This is a genomic window from Endozoicomonas numazuensis (genome assembly GCF_000722635.1).
Taxonomy (GTDB): domain Bacteria; phylum Pseudomonadota; class Gammaproteobacteria; order Pseudomonadales; family Endozoicomonadaceae; genus Endozoicomonas_A; species Endozoicomonas_A numazuensis.
Genome location: NZ_JOKH01000017.1, coordinates 9,252 through 13,410, shown reverse-complemented (window position 1 = coordinate 13,410; position 4,159 = coordinate 9,252). Strand labels below are relative to the sequence as shown.

Here is a 4,159-nt window from a genome sequence, read left to right as displayed (position 1 = left end):
GCCCTGCTTTCCCATTCATAAAGAGATTTTTAAATCTTAACAACCGATTTCAAAAACAGCAGCCTGTAGAAGTAGTTTTACTATCAAGAAACTCAGCAGCAACAGGAAAAAGAGTTTTTAGATCAATCAGCCATTACGGCCTTAATATTACCAGAGCCGCTTTCATGGAAGGTCGTTCTCCCTACGAATACATTCCCGCATTCAATGCATCACTCTTCCTTACTGCCAATGAAGGTGACGTTCTAAGTGCAATCGATGCTGGTTATCCCGCTGGAATTGTACTGCCAAGCAAGGTGGTGAATGATGATTCTGACGAAGAGCTTCGGATTGCTTTCGACTTCGATGGAGTTATAGCTGATGATGAATCTGAAACTGTTTTTAAAGATGGAGATTTACCAGATTTTCACCAGCATGAAACGGATAAGTCTCACATACCTCATAAACCAGGACCATTGGCAGACCTTTTCAAGAAATTAGCCTTTCTCCAGAAATTAGAGGAACGGGAAAAAGTTAGGGATGGAGAATATAAACAAATCATAAGAACAGCTATTGTCACTGCTAGAAATGCCCCATCACATGAAAGAGTGATCACAACACTTGAGGATTGGGGGGTTAGTGCAAATGAAACCTTCTTCCTTGGAGGTATGGTAAAAGACAGGATACTTAGCCGCTTGCAGCCTCATATGTTTTTTGATGACCAAAGAAGCCATCTAGAGTCTGAAGCAGGTGATATACCAATGGTTCACATACCCTTTGGCATTGCGAATAAACGTCATTGAACAAGTGCTTCAAATGGGACGCCTACGGCGCCCCTTAAGCAGGCGTTAAGTGGCAGGGTGCATAGATTGGTTAGTAATCTGAAAGTGCCGTACAAGTAGAAAGAAGAAGGTGTGTACCATCTGGCGATCAAGATCAGGTGTATTATCCTTCTTGCAATGCCAGCGTAAGCAGTATGCTGTTTCTCAATTTTGGGCGGAGCTGGCAAGAGGTTTCAGGTTTTCTTTCCTTGTGCCACGACAGTACAGAGTTCGGAGTCCTTCAGTTCTGAGCAATAGACAACCATTTACAAGTGCTTTGCTTTTTTTTCTCCTCAGTGACTCTGAATCAGTGCTCAGCAAAAAACAGAAAATAGATTAATCTGCTGGCGGTGAGGTCAGGTGCCAAAAATATCAATGGAGTCTCGCCAGCCCAACCATTGTAGCGGCCAGGGCCACTTAACAAGTGCAGGCAAAAGGGACGCCTCACTGTGTTCGCCGCCCCTGCTGCAAGCGTTATGCGCATCATCGGAGTAAGTACAATTGAAAGAAGTAAAATTGCTAGAGAAGTATTGCGAATATGAAGAGCACTTCAGGATAATCGAAGAAAAGTCAGAAGTTGTTTCTAAAGTATCTGAAGATGAATACTTATGTATTCGTTTAGATGGAATCGGTTTAAGCAAGAAATACTTAAAAGATAGTATCAAAGATAACCGGTTCACTGGGTTAATGTGGGAAGCTTTAGAGTCCACATATAATGTATTACATCGTAAAGCTCCTACTGATGCTCAAAATATATTCTTATGTGCGATTATTTGTTCAGATGAAGTGTCAATTATATTGAATAGCCAAACAAACTATTTTGAAGGTAGGCTCTTTAAAATTGTAACAACAATTGCATCAACATTTTCATCATTCTTTACAGGTGGTGGCTTTTCTGCGAAGCGAAAAAAAACAGAGCAAAGAATAGGTGGATCATTTGATGGTCGTCCATTGATTTTATCAAACACAAATGAAGTTTCAGATTACTTGGCATATAGATTCGCTACATACATTAGGAATAAAAATTCAAAACTATTAAGGATTGAAGGTATCTCTTCTGATGAACTCTATTCCGATAAAAACTATAACAATATCTCTTTCTATGAAAGCATGATAAAAGAGCTTAAACTTCAAGAAAAATCTGATGTCATTCCTAATGAGCCAATAATTTTTATTCCAGACTCAAGCGGGAAGCTAACAAACTATAGGTATGAATCTCTGAATGAGTTCTTAGAAAATACACCACAAAAAATATCAGAGTTTGATGCTTGGGTTCGAGCAAAATGCGCATAACAAAAATTTCCAGTTCGTTCCGGGGCGTTGCCCCTCCACCCGACGCGCCTGGCGGCGCGCGGCTGAAATTGGCGTTAAGTGGCAGGGTGCATAGATTGGTTAGTAATATGAAAGTGCCGTACAAGTAGAAAGAAGAAGGTGTGTACCATCTGGCGATCAAGATCAGGTGTATTATCCTTCTTGCAATGCCAGCGCAAGCAGTATGCTGTTTCTCAATTTTGGGCGGAGCTGGCAAGAGGTTTCAGGTTTTCTTTCCTTGTGCCACGACAGCACAGAGTTCGGAGTCCTTCAGTTCTGAGCAATAGACAACCATTTACAAGTGCTTTGCTTTTTTTTCTCCTCAGTGACTCTGAATCAGTGCTCAGCAAAAAACAGAAAATAGATTAATCTGCTGGCGGTGAGGTCAGGTGCCAAAAAATATCAATGGAGTCTCGCCAGCCCAACCATCGTAGCGGCCAGGGCCACTTAACAAGTGCAGGCAAAAGGGACGCCTCACTGTGTTCGCCGCCCCTGCTGCAAGCGTTATGCTTACTCCAATAAGGCTGAGTTAAATTTCCATGTATGGACCTTCGATGTATTGCTCATCTTTAGCTTCTTTATCAAGAAAATCTTTGCTTCCTCCATTTTGTAAAAGACTACCATCGATGTAAGAAAAACCAGGTTCATTTGGTTGTTTCACTAAGTGGCTGACGCCTTTAACAAACTGGTCATGATGATAAGGCTCAAGATTTGAAAGATTTATCGCTTTTATTAGAAGCTTTTTAAAAGTTCCATTTTCTAGATCGGATATATTACAAGAATAATGCACATGCTCATCTAAAGGGTTAAGTCTTTTGTGAAACTTTATTTTATGATCTGTATCTTGATGCCATATAACATGGTCATATAAATCTCTAATTTTTGGGTCTGCATGATAGAAAGAAAAGTGCTTATCTCTCGGATTGTAATAAAATGTTATAACAATTCTTTTTTCTAAAGGTACTGTAGAGAAACCAATAGCATTAATTTTTGACTCCGCTTTCGTCACAGGAAAGTAAGTGCAACTTAAATCTTTAGTTTTACTGACACTTAATCCATTGAATAAAAGCTTCTCATTAGCCGAAATATTGCCTTCTTCTGTGTAGCGCAACATGGAAGAGACTGATGGAGTATTTTCTTGGCTTATCATGGCTGTACCTTTAAAAAATAAATTCACTTAGTTTCATGTTTCTGACATTATTTATTACTCATTATTGCCAAAAAGTTACATTATCAAACATAGTGGTTAGTAAGCATAACAAATGCTTCCAGTACGTTCGCTTCGCTCACCCGACGTGCCTGCGGCACGCGGCTGAAGCAGGCGTTAGTTGTACCCAAAGCCCGCAAACAATGCTGCTGGATGAAAGAATTTCAACTCATTGCCGTTTGACACAGACACGCTGAGTATCCTGAATTGTGTTTTCAAAGAAAACTACTACTTTTCCTCTAACACTCTCTGTCATGATCAAGTCAATGTATGCAGCTCTACAGTTCCAGTAAAAGCACTGTTTGTTTTATGTTATTAGTGCCAATTTTATTACTGGTGCTATCAAGCCTGTCTGCCAACGAGATAGAACTGGTTTTCTCCGGCTATCTCAGCGACAGCGGCAGCTCATGCAAGGTTGCCGATAACACACCTCAGCCCCTTGAGTGTTTCAAACAGAACACCCGCTTGCTTTCATCAGAAAACGCCAGCGAAGGCATCTGTCTGGGGTTGGCCTGCGCCTGGTTGCAGGCTGTCGTCGGTCAGGAGGACACCCGTCTTCTTCTAAGTCAGAGGCTGCACACCTGTAGTCGGGATTCAGCCCAGGGCTGGCAATACAACAACCATTCATTCAATGATCTGGAACAGACCTTTCTTTTTGCGCAAGAGCGTTATCATGCCTATCGAACTGCGAATGGTTTGCTTGACGATCCTTCCACGCTAAAACACTTTGCAGATCAGGATGCTGAGTCCGCCGAACTGCTGGCAACCAGCACCTGGATTCAATGGCTTTACCGGGAGCAACAGCGACAACAAGGCTGTTCCTCTGAGATTACTTCCAACCATG

Annotated in this window: 4 protein-coding genes; 3 read left to right on the top strand and 1 reads right to left on the bottom strand. The window is 41.5% G+C overall.

Translation table 11 applies throughout. The annotated features are described in order from the left end of the window. Both GZ78_RS26780 and GZ78_RS26775 read left to right on the top strand, forming a co-directional pair. The coding region (locus tag GZ78_RS26780; protein WP_081870078.1) for a 5'-nucleotidase at positions 1-779 on the top strand (779 nt) is incomplete at its 5' end. Between the two features lie 519 nt (positions 780-1,298). Then, entirely contained in the window at positions 1,299-2,090 is a 792-nt protein-coding gene (locus tag GZ78_RS26775; RefSeq protein WP_034837961.1) for a tRNA(His) guanylyltransferase Thg1 family protein, read from the top strand. Between the two features lie 547 nt (positions 2,091-2,637). Here the strand turns inward: GZ78_RS26775 and GZ78_RS26770 are convergent. Beyond that, entirely contained in the window at positions 2,638-3,258 is a 621-nt protein-coding gene (locus tag GZ78_RS26770) for a hypothetical protein (protein ID WP_236631715.1), read from the bottom strand. A gap of 366 nt (positions 3,259-3,624) precedes the next feature. Between GZ78_RS26770 and GZ78_RS29765 the strand changes: the two genes are divergently transcribed. Then, the coding region (locus tag GZ78_RS29765) for a hypothetical protein (RefSeq protein ID WP_161787508.1) at positions 3,625-4,159 on the top strand (535 nt) is incomplete at its 3' end.